Origin of the sequence: Dietzia sp. UBA5065 (assembly GCA_002415925.1) — a bacterium.
GTDB lineage: Bacteria > Actinomycetota > Actinomycetes > Mycobacteriales > Mycobacteriaceae > Dietzia.
Map to the genome: position 1 here is coordinate 1 of DIAZ01000087.1, position 19,829 is coordinate 19,829.

20 protein-coding genes are annotated in these 19,829 nt (G+C 73.5%); 14 read left to right on the plus strand and 6 right to left on the minus strand.

The annotated features are described in order from the left end of the window. The 5 genes from B4M60_RS06560 to B4M60_RS06580 all read left to right on the plus strand — a co-directional run. On the plus strand, positions 1-352 hold a 352-nt coding region (locus B4M60_RS06560), incomplete at its 5' end, for a carboxyl transferase domain-containing protein (RefSeq protein ID WP_291081433.1). After that, a complete protein-coding gene (locus B4M60_RS06565; protein ID WP_291081435.1) occupies positions 349-588 on the plus strand; it encodes an acyl-CoA carboxylase subunit epsilon in 240 nt (79 codons plus the stop codon). The genes B4M60_RS06560 and B4M60_RS06565, both read left to right, overlap by 4 nt. A gap of 124 nt (positions 589-712) precedes the next feature. Further along, a complete protein-coding gene (locus B4M60_RS06570; protein WP_291081437.1) occupies positions 713-1,120 on the plus strand; it encodes a cupin domain-containing protein in 408 nt (135 codons plus the stop codon). 21 nt (positions 1,121-1,141) lie between these two features. Continuing rightward, positions 1,142-1,837: a Maf family protein gene (locus B4M60_RS06575; protein ID WP_291081439.1), complete on the plus strand. Its 696-nt coding sequence runs from the start codon at positions 1,142-1,144 to the stop codon at positions 1,835-1,837. A gap of 165 nt (positions 1,838-2,002) precedes the next feature. Beyond that, the gene (locus B4M60_RS06580; RefSeq protein ID WP_291081441.1) at positions 2,003-3,790 is read left to right on the plus strand and encodes an acetyl/propionyl/methylcrotonyl-CoA carboxylase subunit alpha; all 1,788 of its coding nucleotides are present in this window, start codon (positions 2,003-2,005) and stop codon (positions 3,788-3,790) included. Between the two features lie 142 nt (positions 3,791-3,932). Here B4M60_RS06580 and B4M60_RS06585 read toward each other — a convergent pair whose 3' ends face one another. Then, a complete protein-coding gene (locus B4M60_RS06585) occupies positions 3,933-5,720 on the minus strand; it encodes a glycerol-3-phosphate dehydrogenase/oxidase (RefSeq protein ID WP_291081443.1) in 1,788 nt (595 codons plus the stop codon). Positions 5,721-5,799: 79 nt separating this feature from the next. On the opposite strand from B4M60_RS06585, the gene glpK reads away from it, so the two are divergent. Then, positions 5,800-7,359 (plus strand): glycerol kinase GlpK, encoded by a 1,560-nt coding sequence (gene glpK, locus B4M60_RS06590; protein ID WP_291081445.1) that lies wholly within the window; start codon positions 5,800-5,802, stop codon positions 7,357-7,359. Between the two features lie 51 nt (positions 7,360-7,410). Here the strand turns inward: glpK and B4M60_RS06595 are convergent, their stop codons facing one another. From B4M60_RS06595 to B4M60_RS06610, 4 genes are all read right to left on the minus strand, one after another. After that, positions 7,411-8,484: an ABC transporter ATP-binding protein gene (locus B4M60_RS06595; protein ID WP_291081447.1), complete on the minus strand. Its 1,074-nt coding sequence runs from the start codon at positions 8,482-8,484 to the stop codon at positions 7,411-7,413. After that, positions 8,481-10,031, minus strand: a complete 1,551-nt coding sequence (locus B4M60_RS06600; RefSeq protein WP_291081449.1) for an ABC transporter permease — start codon at positions 10,029-10,031, stop codon at positions 8,481-8,483. Before B4M60_RS06600 ends, B4M60_RS06595 begins: the two co-directional genes overlap by 4 nt. Positions 10,032-10,096: 65 nt before the next feature. After that, a complete protein-coding gene (locus tag B4M60_RS06605) occupies positions 10,097-11,122 on the minus strand; it encodes an iron ABC transporter substrate-binding protein (protein ID WP_291081451.1) in 1,026 nt (341 codons plus the stop codon). Between the two features lie 110 nt (positions 11,123-11,232). Continuing rightward, positions 11,233-12,639, minus strand: coding sequence for an NAD(P)H-quinone dehydrogenase (locus B4M60_RS06610; protein ID WP_291081452.1), 1,407 nt, complete (start codon positions 12,637-12,639; stop codon positions 11,233-11,235). Positions 12,640-12,794: 155 nt separating this feature from the next. Between B4M60_RS06610 and B4M60_RS06615 the strand changes: the two genes are divergently transcribed. The 3 genes from B4M60_RS06615 to B4M60_RS06625 are packed head-to-tail and all read left to right on the plus strand — an operon-like array spanning position 12,795 to position 15,682. Next, a complete protein-coding gene (locus tag B4M60_RS06615; protein WP_291081454.1) occupies positions 12,795-13,331 on the plus strand; it encodes a gamma-glutamylcyclotransferase family protein in 537 nt (178 codons plus the stop codon). 13 nt (positions 13,332-13,344) lie between these two features. Beyond that, entirely contained in the window at positions 13,345-14,169 is an 825-nt protein-coding gene (locus B4M60_RS06620) for a purine-nucleoside phosphorylase (protein ID WP_291081456.1), read from the plus strand. Positions 14,170-14,194: 25 nt separating this feature from the next. Continuing rightward, positions 14,195-15,682: a phospho-sugar mutase gene (locus tag B4M60_RS06625; RefSeq protein WP_291081458.1), complete on the plus strand. Its 1,488-nt coding sequence runs from the start codon at positions 14,195-14,197 to the stop codon at positions 15,680-15,682. Between the two features lie 6 nt (positions 15,683-15,688). Here the strand turns inward: B4M60_RS06625 and upp are convergent, their stop codons facing one another. Beyond that, positions 15,689-16,312: a uracil phosphoribosyltransferase gene (gene upp / locus B4M60_RS06630; RefSeq protein ID WP_291081460.1), complete on the minus strand. Its 624-nt coding sequence runs from the start codon at positions 16,310-16,312 to the stop codon at positions 15,689-15,691. A 108-nt stretch (positions 16,313-16,420) separates the two neighbouring features. On the opposite strand from upp, the gene B4M60_RS06635 reads away from it, so the two are divergent. Genes B4M60_RS06635 through B4M60_RS06655 form a run of 5 tightly spaced genes read left to right on the plus strand, consistent with a single transcriptional unit; the run spans position 16,421 to position 19,756 of the window. Further along, positions 16,421-16,768 (plus strand): type VII secretion target, encoded by a 348-nt coding sequence (locus B4M60_RS06635; RefSeq protein WP_291081462.1) that lies wholly within the window; start codon positions 16,421-16,423, stop codon positions 16,766-16,768. Continuing rightward, the gene (locus tag B4M60_RS06640) at positions 16,765-17,859 is read left to right on the plus strand and encodes a C40 family peptidase (protein ID WP_291081464.1); all 1,095 of its coding nucleotides are present in this window, start codon (positions 16,765-16,767) and stop codon (positions 17,857-17,859) included. Before B4M60_RS06635 ends, B4M60_RS06640 begins: the two co-directional genes overlap by 4 nt. Before the next feature lie 29 nt (positions 17,860-17,888). After that, a complete protein-coding gene (locus B4M60_RS06645) occupies positions 17,889-18,134 on the plus strand; it encodes a hypothetical protein (protein WP_291081466.1) in 246 nt (81 codons plus the stop codon). After that, positions 18,131-18,511 carry a YbaB/EbfC family nucleoid-associated protein gene (locus tag B4M60_RS06650; RefSeq protein WP_291081468.1) on the plus strand — a complete coding sequence of 127 codons (381 nt, stop codon included), beginning with the start codon at positions 18,131-18,133 and terminating at the stop codon, positions 18,509-18,511. Before B4M60_RS06645 ends, B4M60_RS06650 begins: the two co-directional genes overlap by 4 nt. 24 nt (positions 18,512-18,535) lie before the next feature. Further along, a complete protein-coding gene (locus B4M60_RS06655) occupies positions 18,536-19,756 on the plus strand; it encodes a primosomal protein (protein WP_291081470.1) in 1,221 nt (406 codons plus the stop codon). Positions 19,757-19,829 lie beyond the last annotated feature (73 nt).

The window sequence follows — 19,829 nt, forward strand, 5'->3', positions numbered from 1 at the left end:
CGGCGGCGCCTACGACGTGATGGGGTCCAAGCACATGGGCGCGGACATCAACCTCGCGTGGCCGACCGCGGAGATCGCCGTCATGGGCGCCTCCGGCGCCGTCGGGTTCGTCTACCGGAACGAGCTCAAGCAGGCCGCCGCGAACGGCGAGGACGTCGACGCGCTGCGCCTGACGCTGCAGGCGGAGTACGAGGACACCCTCGTCAACCCGTACGTCGCCGCCGAGCGCGGCTACGTTGACGCGGTCATCCCCCCGTCGCACACGCGGCTGCAGGTGGCGCAGGCTCTCCGCCTCCTCGACCGCAAGGTCGTCGAGGTGCCCGCCAAGAAGCACGGGAACATCCCGCTGTGAGCGCGCAGGCCGGGGACACCACGGCGCCCTCCCCGTTCTTCGAGGTCGTGCGCGGGAACCCCACCGCGGTCGAGGTCGGCGTGCTCTCCGCCATCCTGGCGACCGCGCAGGGCAACGCGGTGAGCGCCGGCGACTCCCCCACCGGCGTCAAGGACGACTGGGGCTCGTACTCCGACCGGCTGCGCCCGCCGTTCGGCTACAACCCGAGCTCGTTCCTCAACCGTCGGCAGTACTGACCGACACCTGCCACACCGGCCGGCACCGGCATCGACAGCCGCCCCCCACCACGCGGTCGGGGGGCGGCTGTCGCGTCCCCGGAGTGGGTAGGCTCGGGGGCCAGCCGAGTCCGGGAGGTACCCCATGTCCGACGACCCCACCGCCGCCGAGGTCGGGCTGGACCCCGGTGCAGAGGACCGCGAACACGGCGAGCGCGCCGGCACCGACGACGGCACCGCGACCCACGTGACGGGGATCATCGGCCGTGTGGAGCCGTTCCCCGACCGCCCCCGCGCCTCGATCGTCCACGTGGACGAGACCACCAAGATCGTGGCGTTCGAGTTCGCCGAGGGCCATGAGCTGCCCGACCACGCCGCGTTCCACCCCGTGCTGATCCAGGTGCTGCGGGGCCGGGTGGAGTTCGGCCTGCCGGACCGCACGCTCGACCTGCGCACCGGGGAGGTCCTGCACCTCACCGCGAAGCTGCGGCACCGGGTCCTGGCGCTCGAGCCCACCACCCTCACCGTCACCATGCTGCTGCCGCGCCCCTGACGCCGTGGCTACGCTGACCCCATGATCGCGTTCGTCCTCGCCTCCGCCTCCCCGTCCCGCCTGCGGATCCTCGAGCAGGCCGGGGTGGATCCGCTGGTCCGGCACCCGCGGGTCGACGAGGACGCCCTGCAGGCCTCGCTGCCCGAGGGGACCCCGCACGTCCGGGTGGTCGAGGAGCTCGCGCGGGCCAAGGCGGAGGAGGTCCTGGACCGGGAGGGTCCGGGGCTCGCGGCCGAGGCCCGCGCGGCCGGGGCGGACACGCTGATCGTGGTGGGCTGCGATTCGATGCTCCTCGTGGACGGCCGGCTCCAGGGGAAGCCACACACCTACGAGAGGGCCATGGAGCGCTGGAGGGCCATGCGCGGGCGCCACGGGGTGCTGCTCACCGGCCACGCCCTCATCGTGGCCGACCTCGCGGGGGACGACCACGCAGGCAACGACCACCTCGTCGTCACACATTCCGGTCAGGACACCTCCGACACCACGGTCCACTTCGGCGCCCCCTCCGACGCCGACCTCGACGTGTACCTCCGGACCGGCGAGCCGCTGGAATGCGCGGGCGCCTTCACGATCGAGTCCCTCGGCGGGTGGTTCATCGACCGGATCGAGGGCGACCCGTCGAGCGTCATCGGGCTCAGCCTGCCGCTCCTGCGGCGGCTCCTCCAGGGGGCCGGGCTCCACGCCCACCGCGTGTGGCGTCCCGAACTCCGCCCCTGAACCGCAGGTCGCGGCCGCGGCGTGCCACCGGGACCGCCCCCACGGGGTGGCCCATGGACCCCCAATCCCACACATGAGGTGGACCTCTCATTAGACTGCGGAGGAACATCGGCGGCCCCACCGGGCGCGCCGGTTCTAGAGACGTCCATCACCAGGAGGCCCTGAGTGCCCAGTCATGCCAGCTCTCACATCACCAAGGTCCTCGTCGCCAACCGCGGCGAGATCGCCGTCCGTGTGATCCGCGCGGCGAAGGACGCCGGCCTGGCCAGCGTCGCCGTGTACGCCGAGCCCGACGCGGACGCGCTGTTCGTCAAGCTGGCCGACGAGGCCTTCGCCCTGGGGGGCACCACCTCCGCGGAGTCCTACCTGGTCTTCGACAAGATCCTCGATGCCGCCGAGAAGTCCGGCGCCGACGCCATCCACCCCGGGTACGGCTTCCTCTCCGAGAACGCCGACTTCGCCCAGGCCGTCATCGACGCCGGCCTCATCTGGATCGGCCCGCCGCCGCAGGCCATCCGCGACCTCGGCGACAAGGTCACCGCCCGCCACATCGCCGAGCGCGTCAACGCCCCGATGGCCGCCGGAACCAAGGACCCGGTCTCGGACGCCAGCGAGGTCGTGAAGTTCGCCGAGCAGTACGGCCTGCCCATCGCCATCAAGGCCGCCTTCGGTGGCGGCGGACGCGGCATGAAGGTCGCCCACGAGATGTCCGAGGTCTCCGACCTCTTCGACTCCGCCACCCGCGAGGCCACCGCCGCCTTCGGCCGCGGCGAGTGCTTTGTCGAGCAGTACCTCGACAAGGCCCGCCACGTGGAGGCCCAGGTCCTCGCCGACCAGCACGGCAACGTCATCGTCGCCGGCACCCGCGACTGCACCCTGCAGCGCCGCTTCCAGAAGCTCGTCGAGGAGGCCCCGGCACCCTTCCTCACCGACGACCAGCGCAAGCGGATCCACGACTCGGCCAAGGCCATCTGCAAGGAGGCCGGCTACTACGGCGCCGGCACCGTCGAGTACATGGTCCAGGGCGACACCATCTCGTTCCTCGAGGTCAACACCCGCCTCCAGGTGGAGCACCCGGTCACCGAGGAGACCGCCGGCATCGACCTGGTGCTGCAGCAGTTCAAGATCGCCGAGGGCGAGGTGCTCGAGTTCACCGAGGACCCGGCCCCGCGCGGCCACGCGTTCGAGTTCCGCATCAACGGTGAGGACGCCGGCCGCGGCTTCCTGCCCGCCCCCGGCACGATCACCGGCTACCACGAGCCCACGGGCCCGGGCGTCCGGATGGACTCCGGCGTGGAGCAGGGTGACACCATCGGCGGCCAGTTCGACTCGATGCTCGCCAAGCTCATCGTCTGGGGCGAGGACCGCGACCAGGCGCTCGCCCGCTCGGCCCGCGCGCTCGCCGAGTACAAGATCGAGGGCATGGCGACGGTCCTGCCGTTCCACGCCCACATCGTCGAGAACCCCGCCTTCGTCGGCGACGGCGACGGCTTCGACATCTACACCAAGTGGATCGAGGAGGAGTGGGACAACCCGCTCGAGCCGTGGACCCCGACCGGCGCCCCCGTCGACGACGACGAGCCCGTCGAGCGCAAGAAGGTCGTCGTCGAGGTGGACGGCCGCCGCGTCGAGGTGTCCCTGCCCGGGGACCTCGCCTTCGGTGGCTCGCACAACGGCGGCACCGTCCGCCGCAAGGCCAAGGCCCGCACCCGTGGCGGCGCCGCCGGTGCCGCCGCTTCCGGCGACGCCGTGTCGGCACCCATGCAGGGCACCGTCGTCAAGGTGGCCGTCGAGGAGGGCCAGGAGGTCAAGACCGGCGACCTGGTGGCCGTGCTCGAGGCCATGAAGATGGAGAACCCGGTCACCGCGCACAAGGACGGCGTGATCACCGACCTGTCCGTCGACGCCGGCGCCGCCGTGACCCAGGGTGCGGTGCTCTGCGAGATCAAGTGATCTCCTGACGGCGCCGCCCGTCCCCCCCTCGACGAGATCCGCTACTCCCCCGCACCATCCGCTCCCCGAATCGGGGCAGCGGATCACGCGGCGGGGTAGCGGATTTCGTGTGTGCGGGGAGGTGGGGCGCCGGAGTGCCGCCTCAGCCGCGCCGGAGGACCGGTCGGTCGACGACCGGCTCCGCAGTGGCGGGGTCGACGGCCGCGTCCACGAGGAACTCGCGGACCTCGGGCACACGGCGGAGGAAACCGTCGGCCTCGTCGTCGGACTCCGACACCTGGCTGGCCAGTTCCGCGGCGACCCGCCGCTCGAACAGATCCACCTCCCGCTCCACGCGGTCGGCGTCCCAGCCCAGCACCTCGGCCATGAGCCCGGCGACCTCCCTGGCGCACTCCACCCCGCCGTGCTGGTATTCCATGGAGATCCGCGTGCGACGGACCAGGACGTCCTCCAGGTGGAGAGCGGCCTCGGCCCGCGCGGCGTAGACGATCTCCACCCGGAGGTACCGTTCCGCGCCGGTGAGCGTCTCGAGCAGGTCGGGGCGATCGGACGCCGTCTCCAGGACCTCCTCGAGCAGGGAGCCGTAGCGGCCGAGCAGATGCTGGACCTGCTCCTCGCGGATCTCGTAGTGGTCGGCGATCCGGTCGGCGCGGTTCACCATGGCCGGATAGCCGTCCGCGCCCAGCAGCGGAATCCGTTCGGTGGTGGAGGCCGGCACGCTCCGGGCGCGCTCCTCCCCCAGTTCCACGACCGCGGCGTCGACGGCGTCGGCGGCCATCACCCGGTAGGTCGTGTACTTTCCGCCGGCGACCACCACCGCGCCCGGGGCCACGGTCATCACCGCGTGTTCCCGCGAGAGCTTGGTGGTGGAATCGGCCCCACCGGAGAGCAGGGGACGCAGCCCCGCGTACACGCCGCGGATGTCCTCCCGCCCGATGGGCTCCGTGAGCACCGCGTTGACGTGCCCGAGGATGTACTCGATGTCCGCGCCGGTCGCCGCCGGGTGCGCCAGGTCGAGCTGCCAGTCGGTGTCGGTGGTCCCGATGATCCAGTACTCGCCCCAGGGGATCACGAAGAGCACGGACTTCTCCGTGCGGAGGATGAGCGCGGCCTCCGAGTCGACCTTGTCGCGGTCCACCACGATGTGGACCCCCTTGGAGGCGCGGACCGTGAAGCCCCCCTCCTCGCCCAGCATCTCCTTGAGGTGATCGGTCCACACGCCGGCGGCGTTGAGGACGACCCCGGCGCGCACGTCGGTCTCGCGGCCCGTCTCGGCGTCCCGGACCCGCACGCCGGTCACCCGCTCGCCCTCCCGCAGATACCCGATCACCTGGGTGGAGTTGGCGACCACCGCCCCGTGGTGGGCGGCGGTACGGGCGAGCGTGAGGGTGTGGCGGGCATCGTCCACCAGCGTGTCCCAGTAGCGGATCCCGCCCACCACGACGTCCTCCCGGAGCCCCGGGGCCACCCGGTGCGCACCCGCACGGCTGTAGTGCTTCTGCGGCGGGACGCTCTTGGCGCCCCCCATCACGTCGTACAGGACGAAGCCCGCGGCCATGTAGGGGCGCTCCCAGAACCGGCGGGTGAGGGGGAAGAGGAACTTGAGGGGTTTGACCAGGTGGGGGGCGAGTCGGGTCATGCTCAGCTCGCGCTCGTGGAGGGCCTCGGCGACCAACCCGAAGTCGAGCTGCTCCAGGTACCGGAGCCCGCCGTGGAACATCTTCGAGCTGCGGGAGGAGGTGCCGGCGGCGTAGTCGCGGGCCTCCACCAACGCCACGCTCAGGCCGCGCGTGGCCGCGTCCACCGCGCTGCCCGTGCCGACGACACCCCCGCCCACGATCACCACGTCGAAGGACTCCTCCGACAACCTGCGCCACGCCTGGGCCCTGTGTTCCGGGCCGAGGACGGACCGGGATCTGATCGTGGGCATCGCACTCCCCTCCGGGGCCGGGTGAGGGTTCCGGCCGGTCGCGCCCGACTCTACGCCCGGCCGGACGTAGTCTTGGCCTGTGACGCGCAACACCTACATCCTCGCCATCGACCAGGGGACCACGTCCTCCCGGGCCATCCTCTTCGATCAGCAGGGTCTCCCGGTCCCCACGGCCACGGCCCAGGTCGAACACCGACAGATCCTGCCGCGGGCCGGGTGGGTCGAACACGACCCCCTCGAAATCTGGGAGAACGTCCGCACGGCCATGGCCCAGGTGGCCGGCCTCGCCGACCTCGAACCGGCGTTGGTCGCCGCGATCGGCATCACCAACCAGCGCGAGACCACGGTGGTGTGGGAGCGGGAGACGGGAAGGCCGGTCTACAACGCGATCGTCTGGCAGGACACCCGCACCTCCGGGATCTGCGCCCGGCTCGCAGCGGAGCACCCCGACGGCGACGACCGCTTCCGGGACGTCACCGGGCTGCCGCTGTCCACCTACTTCGCGGGGCCGAAGATCCGGTGGATCCTCGAGCACCTCGACGAGGAGGGTCAGCGCGGCACCGAACGGGCCGAGGCCGGGGAACTGCTGGCCGGGACCATGGACTCGTGGCTGATCTGGAATCTCACCGGCGGCCGGCGGGGCGGGGACCACGGCGAACCCGCGCTCCACGTCACCGACGTCACCAACGCGTCACGGACGCTGCTGATGGATCTGCGGACGCTCGAGTGGAGCGAGGAGCTCTGCCGCGAGATCGGGGTGCCGCGGACGATGCTGCCCGAGATCGTCCCCTCGTCAGGGGTCGTGGGGCACGTCACCGCGCGACGGATGTTCGGCGGCACCCCGATCGCCGGGATCCTGGGCGATCAGCAGGCCGCCATGTTCGGCCAGACCTGCTTCGACCCCGGCGACGCCAAGAACACCTACGGCACCGGGGCGTTCCTGCTCCTCAACACCGGCACCACCCCCCAGTTCAGCGAGAACGGCCTGCTCACCACGGTCTGCTACCAGCTGGGCGACGCCGATCCGGTCTACGCACTGGAGGGCTCGGTCGCCGTGGCCGGGTCGCTGGTGCAGTGGCTGCGCGACAACCTCGGGGTGATCTCGGGGGCAGGCGAGACAGAGGAGTTGGCGGCGTCGTTGGAGGACAACGGCGACTGCTACCTGGTCCCCGCGTTCTCCGGCCTGCTCGCGCCGCGGTGGCGGCCGGACGCCCGCGGGGCCCTGGTGGGGCTGACGCGGTTCCACACCCGGGCGCACCTGGCGCGAGCCGCGCTCGAGGCCACCGCGTTCCAGACCCGTGAGATGACCGACGCGATGGCCGCCGATGCCGGGGAGGTCGCCGAGTCGCTCCGCGTGGACGGCGGGATGGTGGTCAACGACTTCCTCATGCAGTTCCAGGCCGACATCCTGGGCATCGACGTGGTGCGGCCGGAGGTCACCGAGACCACCGCGCTGGGGGCCGCGTTCGCCGCCGGGCTCGCGGTGGGACAGTGGGACTCCCCCGACCGGCTCCGCGAGTTGTGGCGGGAAGACCGCCGATGGGAGCCGCGGATGTCCGACGAGGAGCGCGGGCGCCTGTGGGACCGCTGGAACGACGCGGTGGAACGGACGCTGAACTGGGCCGTCGCGGAGGGATGACCCACGCGGAGGGGTGACCGACGGCGAGGGGCGATCAGCGCGGCGGGGCGATCACGCCGGATCCGAGGACCCCGGGTGGAACACGGCCGGCCGCTGCGGCGTCACCTCCACCCGGGCGCCGACCTCGACCACCTCGCCTCCCGACACGGGGATCGCGAAGCTGTGGTCGGCGCCGTCGAACGACACCCGGACGAGGGTCGACGCACCGACGAACTCGACCCCGGTGCACACGCCGTGCCCGCCTGACGCGACCCGGTGGACCGCCAGGTTCTCCGGACGCCACAGGACGGTCCCGACCCCTCGCGCGGCCGTGTCGAGGGGGACCCGACCGAGGACGGAGTGCGCGACGGGGCCGTCCGCGGTCGCCGGCAGGAGCACCACGTCGCCGGACAGCCGGGCCACCTCCCTGCTCGCCGGATGGTGGTAGAGCCGCTCGGGTGCGTCCACCTGGGCGAGGAGCCCGTCGATGAGGACGGCGACGCGGTCGGCGGTGGCCAGCGCCTCGGCGCGGTCGTGTGTGACGAGCACGGAGGTGGCGCCGGACTCGGAGAGCAGGGCGGCGACCTCCGCGCGCACCCGGCCGCGCAGCGCGGCGTCGAGCGCGCTGAACGGCTCGTCGAGCAGGATGAGCCCGGTGCCCGGCGCGAGCGCCCGCGCGAGCGCGACCCTCTGCTGTTGGCCTCCGGAGAGCTGCGACGGGCGGTCGTCGGCGCGGTCCGCGAGCCCGACCAGTTCGAGGACCTCGCGCACCCGGTCCGCCCGCCCGGCTCGACCGCGCCAGCGAGCGACCGGGTCGACGGGAACCAGCCCGAACCCGACGTTCTGCGCGACCGTCAGGTGCGGGAAGAGCGCCCCCTGCTGGGGGACGAGGCCGATCCCGCGCCGCTGGGCGGGCAGGGTGTCCACGCGTCGGCCGTCCACGAGGATGCGGCCCGCCGACACCGGGTGCAGACCCGCGATCATGCGCAGCACCGTGGTCTTGCCCGATCCGGACGCGCCGAGCACGGCCAGCGACTCGCCGGACCCCACCCGCAGGTCGAGGTCACGGACGACCGTGGTCCCGCCGTACCCGCCGGCCACCCCCTCCAGCTCGAGGACCCCGCCCGGGTTTCTTCCCACCGTCATCGCCGCCCCACCTCGGTCCTCTCCGCTTGCGCCGCGATCGCGGCCCGCTCCGGGACGCCCCGGCCGGACCCTCCGGAACCCCACCCGAACGACCGGCCCAGTACGGCCGCGGGGATCACCGCCACGGCCACGAGCATGGCGGCGTAGGGCGCGGCCTGCGAATAGGCCGCCACCTCGGTGTGTGCCCACATCGCCGACGCCAGCGTCTCCGCACCGGTGGGGCGCAGCAGGAGCGTGGCCGGGAGCTCCTTGGCCACGCTGAGGAACACCAGGCTCCCGCCGGCGAGGACACCGGGGGCCGCGAGGGGCGCGACCACCCGGAGGAACGTGCGCACCCGGCCGGAGCCCAGGGATTCCGACGCGTCCTCGAGCGCGGTGGGAATGGCGTCGACCGCGGACCGGACGACCCCCACCGCGAGCGGGAGGAACAACACGACGTAGGCGAACACGAGCATGGGGACCCGCTGGTACAGCCCCGGGACGAGGCGGATCCCGACGAAGACCACCGCGAGGCCGACGGTGATCCCGGGAAGCGCGAACCCGATCTGGGCCACCGCCTCGGTGGTCCGGGACAGCGGTCCGCCCGAGCGCGCGGCGAGCACCCCGATGGGCAGCGCCAGGACGATCGTCACGAGCGCCGCGATGCCGGACACGCTCGCGGTGGTGCCCGCCGCGGCGAGGACCGGACCCCAGGACACGTCCACCTCGGCCGCGGCCCGGACCCACCTGAACAGCCCGATGAGGGGGGCCGCCACGCCGCCGGCGAGGACGGCCGCGACCACCGCCAGGGCGGGAAGCCGACGCCACCCGAGCGGGAGGCGGTCGGGAACCGAGTCCACCCCGCCGCCGACCCGCGCCACCTCACCGCGTCGGGCCCGCCGCTCGCCCACCATCACCACGAGGGCGACCAGGATGAGCACGCACGCCAGCACGGCGGCCGGAACGCGGTCGAAGGATGCCCGGTAGCTGTGGTAGATCCCCACCGTGAACGCCTCGTAGCGGAGCATGGCCACGGCACCGAAGTCGGAGAGGGTGTAGAGCGCGACGAGCAGGCCGCCGGCGGCCACCGCCGGCCGGATCTGGCGCAACGTGACCCCGAGAACCGCCCTGGCGGTTCCGCGACCGAGGCTCCGGGCCACCTCCTCCAGGCCCGGGTCCACCGTCCGCAGGGCCGCGGCGGCGGGGAGGAAGACGTACGGGTAGCACGAGATCGTCAGCACGATGACCGACCCCGGCAGCCCCATCACCTGCGGAAAGTCGGCCACCCACAGGTAACCCAGGACGTAGGAGGGCATCGCGAGGGGCACGCAGAGGAGCGCGCCGATCACGGGCGCGCCGGGAAGGTCCGTCCGGACGGTGAGCCACGCGAGCGCCACTCCCACCACCACGCTGATGGCGGTCACCAGCACCACGAGCACGACCGTGTTGGCGAGCAACTCCGCCGACCGGCCGGTGCGGACCACCTCGAGCGCGTACCCCGGCCCCCGCTCGCCCGCGCGGATGACGAGGTAGACCAGCGGGATGAGCGTGGCCGAGCACGCGAGCACCGCGGCCGCACCCAGCAGGGGGCGGCCGCGGCGCAGGCGGGACCGGAGGTCTATGACGGTGTCCGTCAGATCATGCCCACGCGCGTGAGCATCTGCTGGGTCTGTTCCAGGCCGTCGAGGTCACCGAGTTCGATGTCGGGGCCGCCGAGGCTCTCGAGCGGCGGCAGGTCGACGGCGTCGGAGGTGATGCCGGGCAGCACGGGGTACTCGCTGGCCTCCTCGAGGAAGTAGAGCTGCGACTGCTCGCTGAGCAGCGCCTCCACCACCCGCGCCGCGTCGTCGGGCCGATCCGACGAGGCGAGGATCCCGACCCCGGCGACGTTGACCAGGGCCCCGGGGTCGCCCTTGGCCAGGTAGTGGACCCGGGCCCGCATGTTCTCGGGCCCCTTCTCCGCGGCGGCGTTGTACCAGTAGTAGTGGTTGGTGAGACCGAGCTCGACGGCGCCGGTGTCGGTGGCCTCGAGCAGCGCCACGTTGTTGTCGTAGGACTTGGGGTCGTTGGCCAGGAAGTCGCGCAGCCACTGTTCCGCGGCCTCGTCGCCCCGGTCCACGCGCAGCGCGGTGACGAACGACTGGAACGACGCGTTGGTCGGGGCATAGCCGACCTTGCCCTTCCATTCGGGGGCGGTGAGCGCGTCGATGGTGTCCGGCACCTCGGACTCCTCCAGCACCTCCGAGTCGTAGACGAGGACCCGGCTTCGGAGACTGGTCGCGACCCAGGTGTCGTCGGGGGCGCGGTACCCGGCGGGAACCGCGGCGACCACCGTGGGATCGAGCGGGGCGAGCAACCCGGCCTTGGAGAGGGCGCCGAGCGCGCCGGCGTCCTGGGAGAAGAAGATGTCGGCCGGGCTGGCCTGCCCCTCCTCGGCGATCTGGGCGGCCATCTCGGGGGTGCTCGCGTAGCGCACCTCGAGGTCGATGCCGGTGGAGTCCTCGATCTGGGCCAGCAACGGGCCCACCAGGCTCTCGCTGCGGCCGGAGTACACCACCAGCGCGCCGGGCTCGTCGCCCGAACCACCGGAGGCGCAGGCGGCCAGGCCCACCACGAGGGAAGCGGCCGCGGCGAGAGCGGCCAGACGGCGTCCAGTCATCACGGTCATCCTTCACAGTCCCGGCACCGCGGTAGCGGCACCACGAGTGAGCTTAGCCTCAACTTAGCCGCGGGCACACGCCGGGAGCGCCGGGGCCGCCTGCTCGGGCCTCAGTCCAGGTCGTCGTGCCGCATGAGGTGACGGGCCGCCTCCGTGATCGAGCCCGTCATGGACGGGTACACGGAGAAGGAGGCGGCGAGGTCGCCCACGGTGAGCTGGTTCCGCACCGCCACCGAGACCGGCAGGATGAGCTCGGACGCCGTCGGCGCCACGATCACGCCGCCGATCACCACGCCCGAGGCGGGGCGGCAGAACAACTTGACGAAGCCGCGGCGCAGGCTGCGCATCTTGGCGCGGGGGTTGCCGGCGAGCGGGAAGACCTCGACACGCGCCGGCACCTCGCCGCTCTCGATCTGCGCGTGGGAGATGCCGACGGTGGCGATCTCGGGGCGGGTGAACACCGCGGAGGCCACGGTGCGGAGCTTGATGGGGCTGACGCCCTCGCCCAGGGCGTGGTACATGGCGATCCGGCCCTGCATGGCGGCGACCGAGGCGAGCGGGAAGAGGTCGGTGCAGTCGCCGGCCGCGTAGATCCCCGCGGCGCTGGTCCGGGAGACGCGGTCGACCCTGATGTGGCCGCTGCGCTGCAACTCGATGCCCGCGCTCTCCAGGCCGAGCCCCTCGGTGTTGGGGACCGAGCCCACGCACATCAGCGCGTGGGACCCCTTGACGGTCCGGCCGTCGCCGAGGCGGACGATGATGCCGCCCTCGTGGTGCTCGACCGCGTCGGCGCGCGCGTGCTTGACCAGCGACACGCCCCGCTCGCTGAGGGCCTCCTCCAGGACGAGCGCGGCGTCGGCGTCCTCGTGCGGGAGGACCCGGTCCCGACTCGAGACCATGGTGACCTTGACACCCATCTCCGTGAACGCCGAGACGAACTCGGCGCCGGTGACCCCGGACCCCACCACGACCAGGTGCGAGGGCAGCTCGGTGAGGTCGTAGAGCTGCCGCCAGGTCAGGATGCGCTCTCCGTCCGGCTCCGCGTCCGCGAGGATCCGCGGGCTGGAGCCGGTGGCGATCAGCACCACGTCGGCGTCGAAGATCTTCTCCTGGCCGTCCTCGAAGGTCACGGCGATGCGGTGGGCGGCCAACCCCGGCGCGGAGTCGTGCAGCCGGGCGGAGCCCGAGAGCAGACGGACACCCTCGCGCTGGAGTTGCGAGCGGATGTCGGCCGACTGGGCCCGCGCGAGGGACTTGACCCGGCCGTTGACCTGGGTCAGCCGGTACGCGGTGGGGTCGAAGTGCGCCTCGACGCCCATCTCCTCGGCGCGGCGCATGTCGGTCCGGACGCCCGTGGTGGCGATGAAGGTCTTGGAGGGGACGCAGTCGTGCAGGACGCAGTTGCCGCCGATCCCGTCCGAGTCCACGATCGTGACGTCCGCACCGTGCTGCGCGGCCACCAGCGCGGCCTCGTAACCGGCGGGGCCGCCGCCGATGATGATGATGCGCTGGGTCACTGGGGGTCCTCCACGGCTCACGGGGTCAGGGGCCGGGCGCCGCCTCCCGCTGTAGCGGAGTTCGCGTCGCGTCCGCGGTACACGGTAGTCGAACGACCGGCGCGCGGCCGGAGCACGCCGTGGCCACACCCGGCGGAGGGACTACTGTGGTCCACGTGCCTCTCTACGCCGCGTACGGGACCAACATGCATCCCGAGCAGATGAACACCCGCGCGCCGCACTCCCCGTTCGCCGGAACCGGGTGGCTGGAGGGCTGGCGCCTGACCTTCGCGGGCGACGACCCCACCTGGGAGGGCGCGGTCGCCACCCTCGTCGAGGACTCCGGCTCTCGCGTGTTCGTGGTGCTCTACGACGTCCCCGACGACGACGTCCGCGCCATGGACCGCTGGGAGGGCACGGACCTGATGCCCGCCCGGAAGATCCGGGTGCGCGTGGAGCGGCACCCGACCGTGCCCGCCGGTCCCCCGGTCGGCGCCCAGGAGTCCGAGTTCGCCGTCCCGTCGTCCACCACGGTGGACGCCGAGGACACCGTGCTGGTGTGGCTCTACGTCATGGACGCCTTCGAGGGTGGCCTGCCGTCGGCCCGCTACCTGGGTCTGCTGGCCGACGCGGCGGAGTGCGCGGGAGCGCCCGACGCCTACGTCCGGCACCTGCGCACCCGCGAGTCCCGCAACGTGGGCCCGGGCGCCTGACGCCGTGTCGGCGATGCTCAGTCCCTCCCCGGACGCCCGCGCGGCGGCCCACGCGGTCGCCCGCGCCGGTGGGCGCCCGACCCACGAGATCACCCTGGTCCTGGGTTCCGGCTGGTCGGAGGTCGTCGCCGGGCTGGCCGACCCGGGCAGCGCGGTCACCGTCCCCGTGGCGGGGCTGCCGGGGTTCGTCCCCCCGTCGGCGGCGGGCCACCGCGGGACCGTCACCAGCTGCCTGGTCGACGGCGTCCCGCTGCTGGCCGTGGCCGGCCGGACGCACCTGTACGAGGGCCTGGGTACCGACCCCGTCGTCCATCCCGCCCACGTGGCGGCCGCGGTCGGCTCCCGCGCGCTCGTGCTCACCAACGCCGCCGGCGGGGTGCGGGACGGACTCGCGGTGGGCGACCTGGTCCTCCTCTCGGACCACCTCAACCTCACCGGCCGCACCCCGCTGACCGGTGCCGCGTTCGTCGATCTGGTTGACGCCTACTCCCCCCGCCTGCGGGCCGCGGCCGCCGGGGCGCTGGAGGCCGCCACCGGGCGGCGACCGCCCGAGGGCGTCTACGCCGCCACGCCCGGGCCCCAGTACGAGACCCCGGCCGAGATCCGCATGCTGCGCGCCCTCGGCGCGGACCTGGTGGGGATGTCGACCGTCCCGGAGGTGATCGCCGCCAGGGCGCTCGGGCTGGAGGTGGTGGCCGCCTCGCTGGTGACCAACCTCGCGGCGGGGGTCACCGGGCAGCCCCTCGACCACGCCGAGGTCCTGGCGGCGGGCGCGGCCGGCACCCCGCGTCTCACCGCGGCGCTGCGCGCCCTCGTCCCCGCCGTCGCCCGGGCGTGACGGCGCAGGAGAGCCCGGACCGCCCGTGACCCTGACCTTCGGCACCGCCGGCGTCCGCGCCCCGCTCGGCCCGGGGCCCGACCGGATGAACGACCGCACCGTCACCCTGGTCGCGACCGCCCTCGCCCGCTACCTGCGCGAGCGTGAACCATCCGGGTCGACCGTGATCGTGGGTGGGGACGCCCGGCACGGGTCGGCCCGGTTCGTCGACGTCGCCGCCGCGGTGCTGGCGGCGGAGGGCCTCGTCGTCGTCGTCCCCGGCGCGCCCGTCCCCACCCCCGTCGTCGCCGCGGCCGTCCGCGCGCGCGGCGCGGTGGCCGGGCTCATGGTGACGGCCTCGCACAACCCCGCCACCGACAACGGCATGAAGGTCTTCGGCCGCGGCGGGGCGCAGATCGTCCCGCCCACCGACACCGGGATCGAGCGTCACCTCCGCGCCGCGGCGCGGGAGGGGGTCGCCGCCCCGGCGGCCCGGGGCACGGGGGTGCGGGTCGACCCCACGCTCGTCGACGACTACGTGGCCTCCGTGATCGCCGGCCTGCCCTCGCCCGCGCGGCCCCCCCGCGTGGCGCTGACCCCCGTCCACGGGGTGGGGGGCGAGATCTGCCGCCGCGTCCTGGCGGGGATCGGGGTCCGCGACGTCACCATGGTCGGCGATCAGGCCGCCCCGGACCCGGACTTCCCGACCGTCGACTCCCCCAACCCCGAGCGGGCCGCCACCACGGCCCGGCTGCTGCGGCTGGCGGAGGAGATCGACGCCGACGTCGCGATCGCGTTGGACCCGGACGCCGACCGCTGCGCGGTGGGGTTCCGGGCCCCGGGCGGCCGCTGGCGGATGCTCGACGGCGACGACACGGGCGCGGTGCTCGCCGACCACCTGCTCCGCGAGCCGCTACCGGGGTCGGCCGGGCCGGGCGGGGCCGGCGTGGCGCCGGTGGTGGCGTCGACGATCGTGTCCTCGCGGCTGCCGTCGCTGCTGGTCCCGGCCCGGGGCGGCCGCCACGTGGAGACGCTGACGGGGTTCAAGTGGCTGGTCCGGGCGGGCGAACCGTTGCGGTACGCGTACGAGGAGGCGATCGGGCACTGCGTGCTGCCCGACGTGGTGGCGGACAAGGACGGGATCTCGGCGGCCGGGGCCTGGTGCGCGATGGTGGGGTCCGGCGGGCCCCCGGTGGGCGCGAGGCTCGACGCGCTGGCGCGCGAGTTCGGCGCGCACCTGCGGCGCAACGAGCCGCTCGCGCTGGGGGCCGGGTCCGACCCGTCGACCGCGCTCGCGCGGGCGGCCGACCGGCTGTCCTCTACGGGCACGGTGACCCTCTTGGACGGCACCCCGGGCTTCCGGGTGGACGTGGCGGGGGCCCGCGCGGTGGTCCGCCCCTCGGGCACCGAGCCGCTGCTCAAGACCTACGTCGAGGCGTGGACCCCACCGGACCCGTCCCGCGCCGACGTCCACGACGCCGCGCGGAGGCTGGACGCGCTCGCCGGTGCGGTCGCCGCGGCGACGAGGCCCTGAGGACGGTCAGCGGGGCCCGAAGAGCCTGTCCCCGGCATCGCCCAGCCCGGGGACGATGAAGGCGTCGTCGTCGAGCCTGTCGTCGATCGTCGCGGTGACCAGCGTGGCCGCCAGTCCCGACGAGCGCACCTTCTCGACCCCCTCCGGCGCGCACAGCACGCACACCACGGTGACGCCGGTCGCCCCGCGCGCCGCGAGCGTCTCCAGCGTCGACACCAGCGAACCGCCCGTGGCGAGCATGGGGTCCAGGACCACGACGTGACGCCCGGCCAGGTTCTCGGGCAGGGAGCAGAGGTACGAGACCGGGTCGTGCGTCTGTTCGTCGCGCGCCAGGCCGACGAACCCGACCTGCGCCCCGGGGAGTAGCCGGGTGGCCGGCTCGAGGAGGCCGAGACCGGCGCGGAGGACCGGCACCACCAGGGGGACGCCGTCCACCTCGACACCGGTCGTCTCGGCGACGGGCGTGGTCACCGGCACCTCGACGGTCGGGATGGTCCGGAAGGCCTCGTAGCAGAGCATGGTCCCGAGGGCGTCCATCGCGGCCCGGAAACCGGCGGTGGTGGTGGCCGCATCCCGCAGCGTACGGAGCCGGTCCCCGACCAGTGGGTGGTCCACGACGTTGATGTCCATGACCGACAGGATTCCACACGGGCGGATTTTCCGATCCTGGTGGAACCGGACGCCGGGATCGGCGCGTCGAACCCTGTGACGGGATAAGAGGCGACGAGGGGCGGGGCAATGGCGGACGGAGCGATCGACGTCCACGTCGACGGACTGCGTGACCTGGGCGCGGGGCTGACGGCGCTGGCGGACACCCTGCGCGGGGCGCTCGAGGCGGTGGACACCCTGCCGATCGACGCGGTGGCCCCAGTGGTCGGCCCGGTGGGCGCGGACTTCTTGTCCGCGCTGCTGGCGGCGACCGCGCGGCACCGCGAGGTGCTCGCCGGTGCGGCCCGGGTGAGCGACGCGGCCGGGCGGCTGGTCCTGGAGACGGCCCGGGTGTACCAGGACACCGACTCCGGCGGGGCCGAGGCGATCGGCGCCGCCGGCTCCGGCGTGTCCGACGGCGGAGGGATGATCGCGTGATCGCCGACGCGTTGGCCTACGCCGGGCCCATCCGTCAGATCCTCGACCTGCTCTCGGCGGAGGAGTTCGTCCCCGAGCCCGCCCGGGACGTCATGCGGCCCGTGAGCGACGGGCTGGAGGTGGCGCAGCGCCTGGGCCCCCCGCTCGAGCGGCTGCTCTCGGAGTCCTGGGATTCCCTCGCCTCGCTCGGCGCGGCCCGGTCGGTGGCCGAGGTCGGCCGGACGGTGGGGGCGCTCGCGGAGTCCGCGGCGGAGATCGCGCGCGTCACGGCGGTGGCCGCGGAGATCGTGGTCCGCGGCACCGTCGAGGTGATCGGGATCGTCCAGCAGTTCCTCGCCCGCGCCGCCGCGCTGGGACCGACCCTCATGACCCCACCCGGCCAGGCCGCCCTGCTCGGCCTGGCCGCCGAGCACCTGGCCCGGGGCATCCAGGTGGCCGAGCGGGTCCAACTCGAGCTCAAGGGGCCCACGGCCGAACTGCGTGCGATCGCCGCCGGCATCCCCGATGCCCCCCGGATGCCGGGTGTGATCAGCCCCGACTCGAGCACCGGCACCGCGCTCACCTCGCCGGTCGCCTCGCCGGTCGCCGGCACCGAGGCCGGGACCTGGGCGGCGGCCGGGGATGGGTCGCCGGCCGGGGACGGGGCCGCCGGCGCGGCGGGTGGCGCCGGTTCCGGGGCGGGGTTCGTCGGGGCCGGCGTCGAGGTGGTCCTGCCCGACGGGTCCGTGGCCACCGCCCCCAACGAGCAGGCGGCCGGGGCGGTCCGCAACGCGCTCAGCCAGCAGGGCGTGCCCTACGTGTGGGGCGGCACGACCCCCGGCCAGGGACTGGACTGCAGCGGCCTGACCCAGTGGGCGTACCGGGACGCCGGGGTGGAGATCCCCCGACTGGCCCAGGAGCAGGACGTCGGGGTCCCGGTGGCGCAGGCCGACCTCATGCCCGGCGACCTCGCGGTGTGGGACGGCCACGTCGCCATGTACATCGGGAACGGCCAACTCGTCGAGGCCGGGGACCCCGTAGCCGTATCGGGGCTGCGGACGGACAATATCGGCATGTCCTTCCACGGCTTCTACCGCCCGACCGGCGGATGACGTCCCACACCTGCCGCCATACCGACCCGATGACCGGAGTGGTCGCGGAGGTCGGTACCGACGGCGTGCCGGTGGGCCTGGCCCTGCCCGAGAACCTGCTCGATCGCGCTCCCGCCGACGTCGCACGGGCCGTCCTGCGCGCCCTCACCGCGGCGGCGGGTGGGGCCCGGGACCTCCTCGAGCAGCTCGCGGAGCAGGAATGGGACGACGCCGAGGGCGACGAGTGGGACGACCCCGGACGCGGTGACGACGAGTGGCGCGAGGGCGTGCGGTGAGCGGCGGCGCGCTGGACGTCGACGCGTTCCTCGACCGGCTGCGGGATATCGCGGCGGAGTGGGAGTCCGCCCACGACCAGCTGGAGACACTGCGGGTGGTGGCCTCGAGCCGCGATCGGCTGGCCACCGCCACCGCGGATTCCGGAGGCGCGGTGATCGACCTCACCCTGGCGCCGGGCCTGCGTGGGCACGGCTGCCAGGCGGTGTCGACCTCGATCCTCGAGGCCACGTCCGCCGCCGTCGAGCAGGCCAACGCCCGCCGCGCGGAACTCGTCTCGGGCTCCGTCGAGCTCGCGGTGAGCGGCCGCAAGCGGGCCGCCGAGGGCGCGGCGGCCCGCTTCGTCGAGGCCCGGGCGGCGGCCCGTGGCACCGGCTGACCGGGCGTGGATATGCTGACCGGCATGGCCAAGGACATCGTCCCGATCGAGCTCGGTCTCCCGGAGGGAGACGTCACGACCCTCTGGGCGCCCAGCTGGCGCGAGGACAACGACGACTGGGAGGCGTTCCTGGGGCTGGACGAGGACCTCTACGCGTTCGAGTCGACCGCCGAGCTCGTCGCCCTGGTCCGGAGCGGCGCCCCGCACGACCTCCAGGACCACCCGTCGTGGGCCGGGTTCGCCGAGTCCGACGTCCTGGCGTTCCGGGCCTCGGACGACGACTGCTACGACCTCGTGGGCGTCCTGGAACTCCTCGGCGAGAACCCCACCGAGGAGTCGGTCGACGAGATCGACCAGTCCTTCGCGATCGCCCGCTCGATCGGCGAGGTCTGCGAGCTGGACACGGTCACCAAGTTCTTCAACGGCAACCCGATCCTCGCCGCCGTCACCCGCGGGATGGACGAGTTCTACGGACGCGACGGCCTCAAGCTGTGGAAGTCGATCCGCAAGACCGTCGCCAAGGGCTGGGACGACGTGCTGGACGCGATCCAGGCCGTCATGACCACCCCCGAACTGGATCCCGCCGAGGTCGACCGCGCCCGCGGAGACCTGGAGGCCGCGCAGGCCGCCCTCCCGGAGCCCGAGCCGGAGCCGGAGCCCGCCCCCACCGGCTACCCGGAGGGGTCGATCTGGGAGACGGTCGGGATCGATCCGATCAGGATCGTCTTTGCCGACCAGGAGTACCTGACCCTGCGGTGCTACCTCGGCGACCGGCCGGTGTTCCTCGGCGACGGCGACCAGGTGTACGTGTTCACCAGCGCACGCGGCCTGGCCCGCTACCTGGCGGACAACGACGACGCGACGCTCAGCCGCGTGGCCACGTACGAGCGGATCAAGATCGCCGCCACGGACGGCAGCCTCGACGTGCACGTGACCGAGGACAATTCCTACGTCGTGGCCGGCCTCGACCGCGACATCGAGGTCGGCCCCGGCATGGTCGACCCGGAGCAGCTGGGGCTGGCCGTGGAGTTCATCACCGATCTGGCGAACTACGTGGGCGACTCGGACCTGGAGAAGTCGGTGACCGGTCGCGGGTCGTCGCTGCGGCGATTCCTGCACTTCGTCCTCAACCCGGACGACACCAAGCTGCTCGAGCCGAGCGCCCCGTTCGACGACGAGGCCTCCGAGTGGCGGGACCTGGTCGACGACGTCGAACGGCTCGTGACCACTCCCGACATCGCCTGAGCCCACCGAGCCTCCCGGCCCCACCGGACTTGCGCTGCCCTCCCGGACCTGCGCTGCCCTCCCGGACTTGCGC